Source organism: Cupriavidus basilensis, from assembly GCF_008801925.2.
In the GTDB taxonomy this organism is placed as follows: domain Bacteria; phylum Pseudomonadota; class Gammaproteobacteria; order Burkholderiales; family Burkholderiaceae; genus Cupriavidus; species Cupriavidus basilensis.
On the sequence record NZ_CP062803.1, the window covers coordinates 4,158,598 to 4,171,698 of the forward strand.

The window sequence follows — 13,101 nt, forward strand, 5'->3', positions numbered from 1 at the left end:
TCTGCGTACATCACGGATCGGAACCATCTCCTAGAATGGTTCCATTCCTCAGTGACCGGTGTGAGGCACGCCATGCCCGAAATTTCCTTTCCCCGCAGCGTCCCCACCTACTGTGCGGCTAGCCTGACCCTCTCCTGCCCCGCCACTGTCAACGGGCAACCCACCTTGTATTCGATCACGGCCGAAGCGCTCGAGACCCATTTCGGCGCCCGCTCCCCACGCGAGGAGGACCTGGTGCGGGCGTTTACCAGCCATCGGCAACGCATCGAACACATTGCCGAGGGCCTGTTCGAACTCACTCAGGCACGGGAAATCCTGTTGCGCAGCGGGCACATCCGATTCGCAGGCTGAAGGCTCAGCCTTCCGCCGCTTGGCCGCGCACCAGGAGCACCGGCACGCTGGCCTGCCGGATCACGGACTCGGCCACGCTGCCCAGGACCAGCCTGCGCACGCCACGCCGGCCGTGGGTGCCGATCACGATGAGGTCTGCACCCCACTCGGCGGCGGCATCGTTTACTGCGCTGGCAATGTCGGCCCCCACGGCCTGCTGGCTGACGAGCCGCGTTTCATGGCGCACGCCCTGCGCGCTCAGGCGTTGCGCAGCGGCCGCCAGCGCACGTTCGCCACTGTCAGCCAACGCTTGCAGCACGGGCGTCGGGTCGTAATAAGCAACATCGAACATAAGCTGGCCGTTGTCCACGACATACAAGGCGAGGACCTGCGCGCCCCCGGCGCCCGCGATCCGGATTGCCTCGGCAAGCGCCAGGTCGGAAGTTGCACTGCCGTCCACTGCCACCACAATCTTCTTATAAGCCGCATTCGTCATTGCCATTTTCTCCAGAAGAACAACGGATAGTGGCGGATGCGACATCGCATTCCGCCGGATTCGATACTACTCGCCCCCGCGCGACGCGGACGTTCCGTGCGCGCCCGAGTCCACAATCACCAGATAGCGCCCGGGCCGGGCCACCGGTGCCCGGCCCGGCGCCAGGACCCAAAGCGAGTCGCCGCGCTGCACAGCCGCCAGGTAGTCGGCATCCAGCAGCCCATAGTGGTCAAGGAGGCGATTCAGGGCGGCGGGAATCCGCACGCATCCCTTGGAGGCCGGGTGGCCCAGCCGAGATTCAAGCCGGTCCGGATCGGTGGCATGCATCTGCAAGCGCATCTGGCTCTCCCCGCCCTTGCCCCAGCCACGTTGGGCATCGACCCAGCCAAAGTCATAGATGCGCATCCCGCTGACGCCGTAGCCGCGGATGCCGTTTTCGTTGTAAGTGCCCTCGGCGCGGAAATCCATGTTGTCCATGCTGTGGCTGAATACACCGGTCGGGGTGATGAAATGATCGAAAGTGCCTGGCTTGCCTGTCGAGACGGGCGCGGCGCCCACCCACTGCCAGGGCGCATCGTCGGCGGGCCGCGCGAACAGCATGGCGGCCTGGACGCGCGGGTTGCGATCGATCAGCACAGCCCAGTCACCCGCATCGGCCTCCCGCCCGTCCGCCTGTAGCGCGGACGTCAGCAAGCCGGCATACCGCACGGCGACGGCCGCCGGGAAGCTGAGATGGCGGGACACCTGCTGCGCGAATGCCTGCCGGACCATGCTGAGCTCATTGGCGTCGGCAAGTGTTGGCTGGAACGCTACCAGCGCGGCTAGCGCCAATGGCGCCAGACGTCCAAAGCGAGCGAGCCAGCGCCGAAAACCCTTGACGCGGGCCCGCCCGAGGCGAGCACACGGCATGATTGCCTCCTTTAGACAGGCGTTGCGGCTAAACGCCATGGTTGACGTTTACGCGGCGCGGCGCCTTGTGCAGGATCAAGCTCCATGCACGGAAGCGCCCCGACGCCACCGTCCCGAAACGGGTGGACGGTCTGCCTATATAGACCGCGAAGGCAACGACTATTTCCGTTGTGTATGCCGAACGCCGCTTTCCGGGGACGAAGGATCGCCAGCGTACCGAGCGTTGCGTCTCAGCCGCCGCGTTTCGTGCCTTGCGCAGGTCGCATCCATATACAATCACGCCCATGCAATACATCCATGTCGTCAACGGCGACGTAGCGGGCAACACGCTACGGCAAGCCCTCGCCCAGGCCGCCAGGCCCGACCCGGTCGTCGTGCTCCGCGACGATCTCGCCGTCGGGCCGTTGGCCGATGTCGATAGCAGCGGGCTGATCCGCTCCGGTTTCTGGCAGCGCGTGGCGCCGCACAGCGACATCGACTTCGCCGCCGAAATGCATCAGGCGCTTGACCAGCTGCATGGCCTGCGCAAGGACGAGCTGGAAGTTGCCATCTGGCATGGCCAGAGCGCTTCCGACCAGCTGATGCTGCGCCGGGTGGTGTTCCACCTCTACCAGTCGCCCCAGCGCATCAATGAAGTCGCCATGGACCTGCGCGAGCTGGAAGCGCCCGCGCGCGGCAACCTGGCCGCTATCGGCATGTATCCCGCGGCCCGGCTGGCGCGGCGCTTCTCCACCATCGCCCCGGTCTCGGTGCTGCGCCTTGGCCGGCTGGGCTACGAGTGGCAGCAGAACGTCAAGGAAAACGCCGACGTGCGCCTGTGGAAGGGCAATACGCTCGTGCCCGCGGCTTACCACACGGTCGATGAAGTGATCCTGGAGCGCGCCCCGCTGGAATGGGCGCCGGCCGCGCAAGTGGTGGGCGGCGTGATGGGCGCCATCGAAGGCCTGCTGGCCAGCGACTGGTTCGTGTTCTGGCGCTGCCGCGAGCTGATTGGCGCCGGCCAGCTGGTGCTGCGCGGCAACGCCGAATCCCTGCAGACCTGCGAGCTGCGCCGCAACCTGTCCGCCGGCGGCGAGTAAAAAGAAAAAAGCGAAGGTCTCCATGGCCCGTACCAAGGCACCCGATTTCGAGGCGCAGCGCGAGCAGATCCTGGACCTGGCCGCCGCCGCCTTTGCCGCGAGCAGCTACCCCAGCACCTCGATGGCCGACCTGGCTGCCGCCTGCGGCACCTCCAAGGCCCGGCTGTACCACTATTACGAGAGCAAGGAGGCAATCCTGTTCGACCTGCTCGACCGCTACACGCGCCGGCTGATGCTGATCGTGACCGAGGTCGAGGCGGAGGCGGAACGCCAGGGGCGCAGCGAGCTGGATAGCTTCTCCAACCTGATCCGGGCCTTCCTGGCCGAGTACGAGACCTCGCAGACCCGGCATGTCGCCCTGATCAACGACGTCAAGTTCCTCGCCGAGGAGCAGCGCGACCAGATCCTCAAGCGCGAGCGCGACGTGGTGGCCGCCTTCTCACGCCAGTTGCGCCGGGCCTATCCCGAGCGCGTTACCCGCGACAACCAGGCCGCGCTGACGATGACGGTGTTCGGCATGATCAACTGGACCTTCACCTGGCTCAAGCCGGGCGGCAAGCTGTCGTACGCGGAGTTCGCCGAGATGGTGATCGACCTGCTGGCGGGCGGGTTGCCCGGCGCCCGCACAGAACCCGCGGCGCGGCTGCGCGGTGTCGAGTAACATATTGCATAGGCAATGCCGGCGCCATTGCAGCGCCGGCACGGCACCTCAGGACCAGTCCTCCTCTTCCCGCTGGCGGCGCTGATCGCGGTCCTGGCGGAACATTTCCTCCAGCTCGTCGCGCGCCTGGCGCGCCAGCGAGACCAGCTTCTTCTGATCCGTGTAATGCGGGTAGAAGCGCTCGATCGCCGCGATGTTATGCCGGCGAAAGCGCAGCGCGACCGAGCGTGCCTGCACGGGATCGTAGCCCAGCCCCTCCAGCACGCGACGGCCCAGCAACAGCGAGCCCTCGAACACTTCGCGCTCGAACAGATGCACACCGCGGTCCTTGAGCTGGTAGACATGCGACACATGGCGCGCCCGCGCGTAGATCTGCAGGTGCGGGAAACGCGCCCGCACACTGTCGATCAGCGCGAGGCTGTCCTCCATGCCATCGATCGCCACCACCAGGATGCGGGCCCGCTCCGCGCCCGCGGATTCAAGCAGGTCCATGCGCGTGGCGTCCCCGTAGAACACCTTGAAATCGTACTGGCGCAGAAACTCGATCTGGTCGGGATCATGGTCCAGCACGGTCACGCCGATCCCTTGCGCATAGAGCAGGCGGCCGATGATCTGGCCAAAGCGGCCAAAGCCGGCGATCAGCACGGGGTTGTCCTGCGGCGCGATCACGTCGTCCGGGCGGCGCGCCAGGCGGGCCAGCCGTGGCGCCACCAGCCGGTCGAAGGCCAGCAGGAGCAGTGGCGTGGCCACCATCGACAGCGCCACCACCAGCACCAGCAGCGCCTCGATGCGCGCCGGCAGCAAGCCGGCGCCGCCCGCCACGCCAAACACCACGAAGGCGAACTCGCCGCCCTGTGAGATCAGCAGCGCAAACAATAACCACTGGCCGCGCGCGATGCCAAAGCGCGGCGCCAGCAGGGCCAGCACCAGCGTCTTGAGCAGCACGAAGCCAACCACCAGGGCCGCCACCTGCAGCGGCGCATGCATCAGCACGCCGAAGTCGATCGACATGCCTACCGCCATGAAGAACAAGCCCAGCAGCAGGCCCTTGAAAGGCTCAAGGTCGGCTTCCAGCGCATGGCGGTACTCCGAGTCCGCCAGCAGCACGCCAGCCAGGAAGGTGCCCAGCGCCATCGACAATCCCACCGCGTCCATCATCAGCGCGATGCCCACCACGAGCAGCAGCGCGAAGGCGGTAAACATCTCGCGCATGTCGGTGCGCGCGATAAAGCGCAGCGCCGGGCGGACCAGATAGCGCCCGCCCACCACCACGGCGCCGATCACGCCGACCGCCTTTGCCGCCCCGAGCCAGCCCCCCGCGCCGGACGCGCCGGCGTCTGCGCCACCGGCAGCCAGCAGCGGCAACAGCGCGATCATCGGGATTGCGGCGATGTCCTGGAACAGCAAGATGCCGAAGCTGGCGGCGCCCGCCGGCGTGCCAAAGAGATTGCGCTCGGTCAGCGTGGCCAGCGCGATCGCGGTGGACGACAGCGCCAGCCCCAGGCCCGCCACCAGCGCGACCTGCCACGATGCCCCGACCAGCGCGGCGACGCCGCCGAGCAGGATCGCGCAGGCCGCCATCTGGGCGCCGCCATAGCCGAAGATCACGCGGCGCAGCGCCCACAGCTTCTTGGGCTCGAGTTCCAGGCCGATCACGAACATCATCAGCACCACGCCGAATTCGGAAAAATGCAGGATGGATTCGACGTTGGTCACCAGCCGCAGGGCCCACGGGCCGATCGCCACGCCGGCCAGCAGGTAGCCGAGCACCGCGCCCAGGCCAAAGCGGCGCGCCACCGGCACAGCCACTACCGCGGCAACCAGAAAGACCACCAGGGCCACCAGGAAATCATGTTGTTCCATGGCGTGCTCCTCAGCTTGCGGCGGCGTTGGAGGCAACGCCACGGGCGCCGTCAGCAATGCCGCTCAGCACGCCGGTGACCCGGCCGATATGGTCGGCCAGCGCCTGGGCGTCGGCCTGGTTGGCATCGTGCAGCACCAGCGGCGACAGCCAGCTCATGCCGCACAACACGGCGGTCTGCTCCAGCGGCAGCATGTATTCCTCGATGCTGTGGCCATGCGTGCCGTCTGGCCCGTAGGAGTCGGCGTGGCCGCCGGTGCTGGCCACCACCAGCATGGACTTGCCACGCAGCGCCGTACCGCCGGGGCCGTAAGCCCAGCCGCTCTCCAGCACATCGTCCACCCACAGCTTGAGCAGCGCCGGCATGCTGTACCACTGCACCGGGAACTGCAGCACCAGTGTGCCGGCGCGCGCAAGCGCGCGCTGCTCAGCTACCACGTCGATGTCGTAGTCGGTATAGCTGGTGTAGAGATCGTGCACGGTGACGCCGGGCAGGGTTTCCAGTGCCGCCGCCAGCGGACGATTGACGCGCGACAGGTGCGGCCTGGGGTGGGCGTAGATAACGAGAATCGGGGGCTCGGCCTTGGGGTCCACGAAAAATCCTGAGAAATCGGCTGCGCAACCGTAGCCGCTAGGCCAGAAAAGATGTTTTTAATGCACTTATATATATGGATGACGGGGGCTGCGTCACCGCGAAGCAGGGTCAATCCCGTGCCCCAGCCCGGCGAAAACCGATATGCGGCGTTGCAGCAAACCCACACCACCAGGCGAAAAGCGCTCTTCAAGCACCACGCAAATTATTGATTTATATAGATTTAGTTGGAATTTACAAAATCAAACAAGGTTGGAGCGATGCTCACCTTACGTGGAACTGACAAATCCACTACAATACTTTTTGCATTGCAGCAAGATAGTGTTTGCCCTCGTACCCCGGCCAATTTGTCGAAAGTGCATGGACGAACACCCGCTGAGTGCTATTTTTATACCTGATTACGTCGCAAGGAAAACAAAGTGAATCCGCTCGAACTGAGCAAGGCCGTCGGGGCCGTATCCGACGAAGATCTCCGCCGTGCAGCCGCAGCAGCGCAAGCCTCGCATCGCCCCACCACCCTGGTGCGCGAGCTGGCTGCGCATCATCGCTCGCGCCTGCTGAAGCATTTCCTCGCCCTGGGCGAGGAGGATCGCCTGCTCCGTTTTGGCCAGTCGGTTGGCGATCATGTGATCGAAGCCTACGTCGACAGCATCGATTTCGACCACGACACCGTGTTCGGCGTGTACGACGAGCACCTGGAACTGATTGGCGTGGGCCACTTTGCCAACCTGCGCGACAACACGCAGGGACGCGTTGCCGAGTTCGGCGTCTCCGTGTCGCAGAGCGCACGTGGCCGCGGCATTGGCAGCTCGCTGTTCGAGCGTGCGGCCATGCACGGCCGCAACAGCAATGTGCGCACCCTGTACATGCACTGCCTGTCGCGCAATGCCGCCATGATGCACATTGCCAAAAAGGCCGGCATGAAGGTGCAGTATGCGTACGGCGAGGCCGATGCCTACCTTGAGCTGCCGCCTGCCGATACCGTCAGCCGCCTGACCGAGGCGCTCGACGAACAGGTTGCCGATCTCGACTACATGCTGCGCCGCAACCTGCGCGATGCACGCCGTTTCGGCCTGCGCTTCTGGCGCTCGATGGTGCCGCAAAAACACACCGCCTGAGCGAAGCCTGCGGGCATCGTACCCATGGCGCGCCCGCCCGGCGCGCCATTTTCTTTGGTGTCGGGGATAACCGCGAGGCCTTCAGCCCCCTGGCACCGGCAAGGCCGTGGTGTCCTTGATGCATTCGAGGGCGAAGCTCGATCGTACGTCGATGACCGCGGGATGGGCCAGCAAGTGGTCCTTCATGAAGCGTGCGAAATGCTCCATGTCTTCCACGTAGACCTTGAGCAGCAAGTCCATCTCCCCGGTCATGGCGTGGCAGGCGGCCACTTCCGGCCAGATCTCGATGGCGGCGCGGAATAAGTCCAGCGGCGCCTTGCCCTTGGGCGCGCCGCCGTGCTTCTCGAGCCGTACGTTGATATAGGCCAGCAGCCCCAGCCCGATCCGGCCGGGTTCCAGCAGTGCCGCGTACTGGCGAATCACGCCAACCTCCTCCAGCCGGCGGATGCGCCGCAGGCACGGGCTGGGCGACAGGTTCACGCGCTCGGCCACTTCCAGGTTAGTCAGCCTCCCGTTGGTCTGCAGCACCTCCAGGATCTTCCTGTCGATCTTGTCCAGCTCCACCTTGCTCACGATATTGTTGCTCCGCAATATGTTTGTCGGCAATTTTTTTGCGCAAATTTAGCAAACCGTGCACAAGTACGCAATTTTTTATGGTGACCGGTCTCCTCCGGCTTCATTTCGCCCTGCGCGATCGCCTTCCGGGTGCAAGATGCCGCCGCGGCGTACAGCCCATGCACGGGAACAGGGCGTCAGAGACTGCCATGGCAAATGCGACCGGATCGCCCCGGACGTTCCGGCCTTCAGGGGCGTGGACTATCCGCTGATCCGGCAGGTCGAGCGTTTTGAAGGCAAGGATGGTGCCAACACTGGCCAGTGCCGCCAGCCACGGAGCAAAAAAAAAGCGCGGCCGGCAACGGTCGCGCTTCTTTCATCTGCCCACGGCGCGGCGCGCCGTGGATCCTGCCTCAATCAGTCACCGTGATCAGCCACCGCTGCTCGACGGCGCTGCCGGGTTGGGCTGACTACCGCGGGGCATCCGCTGCATCCGCTGCTCGTGCATCTTCTGCATGCCAGCGTGGATCTCGTCCAGCGTCAGCTTGCCATCGTGGTTGGTGTCGAGCTGGTCGAAGTACTTGGCCAGGTGAGGCATCCCGGCTTGCACCTCTGCCTTGGTCAGCGCACCGTCGCCATTCTTGTCGGCCGCCTTGAAGCGGGCATCGAACTCGGCCCGCATCTCGGCACGGCGCTGCTCCATCATCGTCTTGCGATAGGCAGCCAGTTCGCTCTTGTCGAGCTTGCCGTCGTGATTGGTGTCGATCTTGTTGAACAGCGCGTCGGCCTCCGCCTTGGAAATCGTGCCATCCCCGTCGGTATCGACCGATTTGAACCAAATGCCGCCGCCATGCTCCATATGGTGGTGCATACCCGCCTGGGGTCCCGGGCCCGGCGCGGCGGGGGCGGTGGTCTGGGCGAAAGCTGCGCCGCCCATCGCCAGGAACACCGCCGAAGCGGCCATGAAATTCCGGATCGAACGTGCCTTGAGATTGCCTTGCATGTCTTTGCTCCTTTTTCGTCTCGGTGGACTGGTAAGGATTAGAGCGCACGCCAGGCAGGAAAGTTGGTCCACCTAATACGTTGTTACGCGGCTCACAGTTAAGCACCGCCAGCGTAAACCGCCGAAGGTAACGTAAACAAGTGAGCGCAGCGCTGTTACAAATCAGTCTTTCGCAGAGATAGGCTCGTTGCCGCCCTGGGACTGCTGCTGCGGCAAGGATTGCGGCGGCGGTGCGGGGATGGGCGTGGCGGGCACCGGCATCGGCGTGGATAGCGGCGCCGCCGCGCCTGCCGGCAAAGCCGGCTGCGTGGCCGCCGCGGGGCCACGCGTGACGATGGCCGGGACCGGCAGCGCGATTTCCTGGCGCACGCCATTGCGCTCGATCACAACCCCGCGATCACGGACTTCCGTCAGCCGGATCTGCGGGGACAGCGCGGTGCCCGCGCGCACCGCCTTGGCCGGGCCGCCATCCAGCGAGACAATGGCCGCCCCGGCGCCGCTGCCAATGTCGGCTACCACCCCGATCAACTGCACATCGCGCACGCCGGACTGCGCGTTGCCGCCAAACAGCGTGCCCGCCGCGCCGGTCTCCACCGCCTCGGTCTGCGCCACGCGGGCCGCGTTCGGCACGGCAATGGTCTGCATCGCGCTGAAGGTCAGCGCCCAGCGGGTAGCCAGGGCGCATAGCGCGACGAACAGCACGAGCGCGGCCAGTCGCGGCAGCCAGAGGCTGGAGGGGTTGAAGCGAAGGGCGGGCCGCAAGGAGAGTTGCACGGAAGTGGGCTGGTAGGCATCAAAACGCCAAGCCTACCAGAGCCGCATGACAGCTGTCTGCCTCCGTCAGGCCCGCAACGCATCGGCACGCCAAGGCAAGACGGTGCATTTCGCGCATCCCGCGCCGTTTTGCCGCGAGTGAACCTGCAAGCACTCGCTCGCAAAATCGTCATGAAGTGGCGGTTATACTGTTCGACCACTGGATCGCCGCCACGCGGATGCAACGCGGATGTAAGCAGGCGCTCCGCCAGATATTCCATAAGGCTAACCATGATGCGCAGGAACGTTGCCACCCTTCCCGACTCTTCACCCCGCCTCGGCCGCCGCCGTGCCCGCGGCTTTACCCTGATCGAGATCATGGTCGTGATCGTGATCCTCGGCGTGCTGGCCGCTCTGGTGGTCCCGAAGATCATGAGCCGCCCCGACGAAGCCCGTATCGTCGCCGCGCGCCAGGACATTTCCTCGATCATGCAAGCGCTCAAGCTGTACCGCCTGGACAACAGCCGCTATCCCACCACCGAGCAAGGCCTTGCGGCACTGGTGGCCAAGCCCACCACCGAGCCCGTGCCCAACAACTGGAAGGGTGGCGGCTACCTGGAAAAGCTGCCCAAGGATCCCTGGGGCCATCCGTACCAGTACCTGAACCCGGGCGTGCGCGGCGAGATCGACGTCTTCAGCTTCGGCGCCGACGGCCAGGCCGGCGGCAGTGGCAACGACGCCGATATCGGCAACTGGGAATAAGGAACCACTGCCATGATCCGGGCCAGGCGCGCAGCCATGAGCACCTGGCCACAGGCAGGGCGGCTTCACGGCCATCGCGGCCGCGGCTTCACCTTGCTGGAGCTGCTGGTGGTGATGGTCATCGCCGGCATCGTGATCTCGCTGGTAGCCGTCAATGCCGCGCCCAATGAGCGCGGCCGCGTGCTCGACGACGGACAGCGCATTGCGCGGCTGTTCGAGCTCGCCCAGGAAGAAGCCCAGCTGCGCGCCCGGCCGATCGCCTGGGAGGCCGATACGGTCGGCTGGCGTTTCCTGCAAGCCACGCCAGCCGGATGGGCCCCGCTGTCCGGGGACGTGTTCGCGCCGACCAAATGGCGCCTGCAGCTTGACGGCGTGGCCGTCACCGAAGGCGGGCGCGGCAACGGCGGCGCGCGCCTGGTGTTCGGGCGCGAGCTGATCGAAGGTCCCCAGCATGTCGTGCTGGTGCGCGGCGGCATCCGCGTCGACGTGGCCAGCGACGGCGCCGGCCGCTACTTCGCCAGCACGCCATGACGCGCCACCCCAAATCCCCTCCCCGTGCACGCAGCGCCCGCCGCGTGCCGATGTGCGGCTTCACCCTGATCGAAGTGCTGGTCGCCCTGACCATCCTGGCCGTGGCGCTGACTGCCGCCATGCGTGCGATGGGATCGATGATCGAGGCCGGCTCCGCCTTGCAGACCCGCATGCTGGCCGAGTGGAGCGCCGAGAACCACCTCGCCACCCTGCGCCTGTCCAAGACCTGGCCCGAGCCCGGCACGCGCGGCTACGCCTGCCCGCAAGGCGGTGTGGAACTGTACTGCGAAGAAACCATCTCGGGCACGCCCAACCCCTCTTTCCGCCGCGTCGAGATCGCGGTCTACCCGTCCGGCGCCGACAAATCCGTGCGCCTGGCCTGGCTGGTCACCATCGTTCCCAATGAAACGCGCAACCTGCTCTAAGCGCGTTAAGCGCTCTAAGTGCCTTCAGTGCCTTGGGCGGCCGCGCCCGGCCGTGGCCATGCGCGGCTTCACGCTGCTGGAAATGCTGGTGGCGATCACCTTGCTGGCGGTGATCGCCGTGATCGCCTGGCGCGGCCTGGACGCGATGACGCGCGGCCGCGAGCGCCTGACCGACCACGACAACCGCCTCAATACGCTTAAGCTGCTTTACGGCCAGTTCCAGTCCGACTGCGAGCACCTGACCAGCCCGACCCTGCTGCAGGGCAGCCCGGTAGAGCTCGGCAACGGCCTGTTGCTGATGGTGCGCGACCGCCGCGACGAGGGTCGCCCCAGCCAGTGGCAAGTCGTCGCCTATCGCCTCAACGGCAACACCGTGGTGCGCGCTGCCAGCCCGCCGGCGGACAACCGCAGCGCGGTGCAGGCCGCGATGATCACGCTGCGCCAGGCGGGCGGCGGCGCAAACCTGGCGCGGCCGCTGGTCGGCGATGCCGACAGCCTGTCGGCGCGCGTCTGGGTCGAACCCGGTGGCTGGCAGGCCGAGAATGGCCGCATCGCCGCCGCGCTGCTCAGCGGCAACGCCAGCGCCAGCGCGGTGGCCGCCTCCGGCGTGAGCGCCAGCCTGGGCGTAGCCACCACGGCAGTGCGTGCGATCGAGCTCAACCTCACGGCGCGCATGGGCGACGGCGACACGCCGCGGCGCTTCCAGAAAATCTGCATGACCGGCCTATGAGCAAGCGCATCGCCCCCCTCGTGCCGGCCGGCCGCCGCCAGCGCGGCGCCGCCGTGGTCACAGCCCTGCTGGTGGTCACGCTGGCGGTCGTGGTGGTATCCGGCATGCTCTGGCGCCAGCAGGTGCAGATCCGCTCCATCGAGAACCAGCGCCTGCTGGCCCAGGCCAGCTGGATCGAGCGCGCGGCCGTCGACTGGGCCCGCCTGATCCTGCGTGACGACCAGCGCCGCACCAGCGTGGACCAGCTCGGCGAGCCCTGGGCAGTGCCGATCGCCGAGACCCGCCTGTCGGACTTCCTCGGCGCCGGCCTGCGCACCGACCAGGAAGGCGAAACCTCCTTCCTGTCGGGCCGCATCCTCGACGCCCAGGCCCGCTTCAACCTCTCCAACCTCGTGCTGTGGACCGCCAGCGAGTCCCAAGGCCGGATCGCCACCATCGACGCCCCCAGCCTGGCGATCTATCGCCGCCTGCTGCAGACACTGGGCCTGAACGCCTCGCTGGCCGAACCGACCGCCCGCTACCTGGTAAGCGCCGCCGGCGGCAGCAGCGACAGCCAGCGCGGGCAGCGCGCGCCCGACGACGTCAACGATCTGCTCGCCATTCCGGGCTACACACCGGAGATCGTGGCCGTGCTGGCGCCATTCGTCGACGTGCTGCCCGAGCGCACGCTCGTCAATGCCAATACCGCCGAGGCCGAAGTGCTAGCCGCCGTGATCGACAAGCTGCCACTTGACCGCGCCCGCGAAGTGGTGCGCCAGCGCGACCGCGCCTATTTCAACAATATTGGCGACCTGCAGACGCAATTGCGCACACTGGCGCCGCAGGCCGACCCCAACACCGCCACCAGCACGCTCGACGTACGCACGCACTATTTCCTGATCTACGGGCTGATCCGCCACGAGCGCGCCAGCCGCATGCAGGTTTCGCTGGTCTACCGCGGCGAAGTGCTGGGCAATGCCAACACCACCCGGGTAGTCTGGGTGCGCGATATCGACCGGATGCCGGAGCAGCGCTGATGCGTGCAACCCCTCGTCCGTGTGGCCGTCGCGGCTGGCGGATTTTGGGATCATGCTGTCGGATCACGCGGGGCGAAAAGGGTTACTGTAGGTGACCACAAGGGGCAACCCCGGGGTTCCCGGGCGCCCCGCGAAACGCCTGCCGGCGCCATTCCCGGGCGTTTGTCCCGCGGTATCAGACAGATACGTATTGACGCCAATTCGTCACACAGGCAAGGTATGCTCCGGCCCGGCGGAAGCGGTAGTCACGGCTCCTGGCGCCCGCCTGTCCTGTGCCGCC

At 66.3% G+C, this 13,101-nt stretch carries 16 protein-coding genes; 9 read left to right on the forward strand and 7 right to left on the reverse strand.

What is annotated here, in order from left to right; translation table 11 throughout:
* Nucleotides 1–72: 72 nt before the first annotated feature.
* Nucleotides 73–351, forward strand: a complete 279-nt coding sequence (locus F7R26_RS19160; RefSeq protein WP_150991142.1) for a DUF1488 family protein — start codon at nt 73–75, stop codon at nt 349–351.
* Between the two features lie 4 nt (nt 352–355).
* On the opposite strand, the gene F7R26_RS19165 is transcribed toward F7R26_RS19160, so the two are convergent.
* Both F7R26_RS19165 and F7R26_RS19170 read right to left on the reverse strand, forming a co-directional pair.
* Entirely contained in the window at nt 356–826 is a 471-nt protein-coding gene (locus F7R26_RS19165; protein ID WP_150991144.1) for a universal stress protein, read from the reverse strand.
* A 66-nt stretch (nt 827–892) separates the two neighbouring features.
* Nucleotides 893–1,735 (reverse strand): L,D-transpeptidase, encoded by an 843-nt coding sequence (locus F7R26_RS19170; RefSeq protein WP_241754366.1) that lies wholly within the window; start codon nt 1,733–1,735, stop codon nt 893–895.
* A 284-nt stretch (nt 1,736–2,019) separates the two neighbouring features.
* Between F7R26_RS19170 and F7R26_RS19175 the strand changes: the two genes are divergently transcribed.
* Both F7R26_RS19175 and F7R26_RS19180 read left to right on the forward strand, forming a co-directional pair.
* A complete protein-coding gene (locus F7R26_RS19175; protein WP_043350404.1) occupies nt 2,020–2,814 on the forward strand; it encodes a DUF1835 domain-containing protein in 795 nt (264 codons plus the stop codon).
* A 22-nt stretch (nt 2,815–2,836) separates the two neighbouring features.
* Nucleotides 2,837–3,475 carry a TetR/AcrR family transcriptional regulator gene (locus tag F7R26_RS19180; RefSeq protein ID WP_150991146.1) on the forward strand — a complete coding sequence of 213 codons (639 nt, stop codon included), beginning with the start codon at nt 2,837–2,839 and terminating at the stop codon, nt 3,473–3,475.
* A gap of 48 nt (nt 3,476–3,523) precedes the next feature.
* On the opposite strand, the gene kefC is transcribed toward F7R26_RS19180, so the two are convergent.
* Both kefC and kefF read right to left on the reverse strand, forming a co-directional pair.
* Nucleotides 3,524–5,338, reverse strand: a complete 1,815-nt coding sequence (gene kefC / locus F7R26_RS19185) for a glutathione-regulated potassium-efflux system protein KefC (RefSeq protein ID WP_150991148.1) — start codon at nt 5,336–5,338, stop codon at nt 3,524–3,526.
* Nucleotides 5,339–5,348: 10 nt separating this feature from the next.
* Nucleotides 5,349–5,930, reverse strand: coding sequence for a glutathione-regulated potassium-efflux system oxidoreductase KefF (kefF, locus tag F7R26_RS19190; protein ID WP_150991150.1), 582 nt, complete (start codon nt 5,928–5,930; stop codon nt 5,349–5,351).
* Nucleotides 5,931–6,347: 417 nt separating this feature from the next.
* Here kefF and F7R26_RS19195 point away from each other — a divergent pair, with 417 nt between their 5' ends.
* Entirely contained in the window at nt 6,348–7,046 is a 699-nt protein-coding gene (locus F7R26_RS19195; RefSeq protein ID WP_150991152.1) for a GNAT family N-acetyltransferase, read from the forward strand.
* Between the two features lie 81 nt (nt 7,047–7,127).
* Here the strand turns inward: F7R26_RS19195 and F7R26_RS19200 are convergent, their stop codons facing one another.
* From F7R26_RS19200 to F7R26_RS19210, 3 genes are all read right to left on the reverse strand, one after another.
* Nucleotides 7,128–7,619, reverse strand: coding sequence for an Lrp/AsnC family transcriptional regulator (locus F7R26_RS19200; protein ID WP_043352404.1), 492 nt, complete (start codon nt 7,617–7,619; stop codon nt 7,128–7,130).
* A gap of 412 nt (nt 7,620–8,031) precedes the next feature.
* Nucleotides 8,032–8,604: an EF-hand domain-containing protein gene (locus F7R26_RS19205; RefSeq protein ID WP_150991154.1), complete on the reverse strand. Its 573-nt coding sequence runs from the start codon at nt 8,602–8,604 to the stop codon at nt 8,032–8,034.
* 162 nt (nt 8,605–8,766) lie between these two features.
* Complete coding sequence (locus tag F7R26_RS19210) at nt 8,767–9,378, reverse strand: type II secretion system protein N (RefSeq protein WP_236701937.1); 612 nt, start codon at nt 9,376–9,378, stop codon at nt 8,767–8,769.
* Between the two features lie 273 nt (nt 9,379–9,651).
* Here F7R26_RS19210 and gspG point away from each other — a divergent pair, with 273 nt between their 5' ends.
* From gspG to gspK, 5 genes are read left to right on the forward strand one after another with little or no spacing between them, the layout of a single operon-like run.
* Nucleotides 9,652–10,119, forward strand: a complete 468-nt coding sequence (gene gspG, locus F7R26_RS19215; protein ID WP_043352406.1) for a type II secretion system major pseudopilin GspG — start codon at nt 9,652–9,654, stop codon at nt 10,117–10,119.
* 36 nt (nt 10,120–10,155) lie between these two features.
* Complete coding sequence (locus F7R26_RS19220) at nt 10,156–10,650, forward strand: GspH/FimT family pseudopilin (RefSeq protein ID WP_150991156.1); 495 nt, start codon at nt 10,156–10,158, stop codon at nt 10,648–10,650.
* Nucleotides 10,647–11,075, forward strand: coding sequence for a type II secretion system minor pseudopilin GspI (gene gspI, locus F7R26_RS19225; protein ID WP_150991158.1), 429 nt, complete (start codon nt 10,647–10,649; stop codon nt 11,073–11,075). The genes F7R26_RS19220 and gspI overlap by 4 nt, the downstream gene beginning before the upstream one ends.
* Before the next feature lie 58 nt (nt 11,076–11,133).
* Nucleotides 11,134–11,805 carry a PulJ/GspJ family protein gene (locus tag F7R26_RS19230; protein ID WP_150991160.1) on the forward strand — a complete coding sequence of 224 codons (672 nt, stop codon included), beginning with the start codon at nt 11,134–11,136 and terminating at the stop codon, nt 11,803–11,805.
* Entirely contained in the window at nt 11,802–12,821 is a 1,020-nt protein-coding gene (gene gspK, locus F7R26_RS19235; RefSeq protein WP_150991162.1) for a type II secretion system minor pseudopilin GspK, read from the forward strand. Before F7R26_RS19230 ends, gspK begins: the two co-directional genes overlap by 4 nt.
* Nucleotides 12,822–13,101 lie beyond the last annotated feature (280 nt).